We start from the raw sequence: 1,451 nt of genomic DNA, 5'->3' as shown, positions 1-1,451 counted from the left end.
GGGCTAAGGCGTGCACAGATTTTTCTTGCCTTGAGTGAATCGAGTCTGATTCTTTGCAGTGCGGTTGAGAAGGATGACCGCATTGAAGGCAGGAATGGATTGGTCGGTCGGCCGTTTTGGAGACGTTCGACTGGCCAAAAGGGGGCGCTGTTGTTGCGGCGCGCCGTCGAACGCGTGACGATGAACCTGCGAGCAGCGGCCGATGGCCGCGCCGAATGGGTCGGCTTCAGCCGGTGGCTGAACAATCCGAGCGTAACGGTGGACGAGATCGTCGGGCATGGCGCAGAGGTGCTGTCGAAGCGGTGTGCAGGCCTGCATGTGCTTGCGATCCAGGACACGACGGAGCTGAACTACGCGAGGCATGCGGGCCGGGTCCGCGGCCTTGGCCCTTCCGGGAACGGGATTGACCCAGGCTTGTTTGTGCATCCGGTGTTGGCCGTTGATGCCGGGAGCAGAGCCTTGCTCGGGCTCGCTGGGATGCAGATTTGGACGCGCCAGGGGGCTGCGTCGCCCGATTACCAGAGCCAGCCAATCGAAGAGAAGGAGTCCTATCGTTGGATAAAGAGCGCGGCCGACGCCAAGAGTGCGCTTGCTGCTGCGGCGATGGTCACGGTGATTGGCGACCGTGAGAGCGACATTTACGAGGAATTTGACCGGATTCCTGACGCACGGACCCATTTGCTTACACGTGCCTGTCGCGATCGCGCCCTGGTGGGCGGCGGAAAGCTGTTTGATATTGCCGAAAACTGGCCGGTCCAGCATAGCTTCGACTTGGCGGTTCGGGCACAGCCCGGCCGTGCGGCACGAACGGCCAAGATCGCACTGCGCTTTGGCGAGGTGACCATCAAGCGCCCGGCCAACTGCAGCGACCGGAAAGCTGCGCGTCAATTGACGTTGCGCTTGGTTGAAGTGAAGGAACTGGATCCCGTTATCGAGGAGCCGATCCACTGGCGCCTTCTCACCACTCATACGGTGACGACCGTGAAGCAGGCGCTGCAGATCGTTGATTGGTACCGTCAGCGCTGGCACATCGAGCAGTTGTTCCGCACCAGCAAAAGCCAAGGCCTCGACATCGAGAGCAGCCAAGTCGAGGCGGCTGAGGCATTGTTCAAGCTCGCTGCCATCGCGATGACGGCAGCTACCAAGATCATGCAGCTCGTCCTCGCCCGTGATGGCACGGTCGACCGCCCCGCCACCGACGTGGTGCCTCCGGACCAACTGCCGATCCTCGAAACCTTGCAGGTCCAGCTCGAAGGCAGGACTGACAAGCAAAAGAACCCTCACTCCAAGCACTCTGTCGCATGGCTCGCATGGATCATCGCTCGCCTCGGAGGATGGACCGGCTACGCCTCGGAGCGGCCACCAGGTCCCATCACTATGCGCAGAGGGTGGCACCGCTTCAAGCAAATGTCAGCCGGTTGGAGGCTCCGAGATATGTGCACGCCTTAGCC

1 protein-coding gene is annotated in these 1,451 nt (G+C 61.5%); it reads left to right on the top strand.

The features are described from left to right. Positions 1-1,449, top strand: a 1,449-nt coding sequence (locus CVM73_RS38665; RefSeq protein ID WP_208639292.1) for an IS4 family transposase, incomplete at its 5' end; no start/stop codon positions are given. Positions 1,450-1,451 lie beyond the last annotated feature (2 nt).

Origin of the sequence: Bradyrhizobium forestalis (assembly GCF_002795245.1) — a bacterium.
GTDB lineage: Bacteria > Pseudomonadota > Alphaproteobacteria > Rhizobiales > Xanthobacteraceae > Bradyrhizobium > Bradyrhizobium forestalis.
The sequence above is the reverse complement of the archived record's forward strand: the minus strand, read 5'-3'. Positions and strand labels throughout refer to the sequence as shown.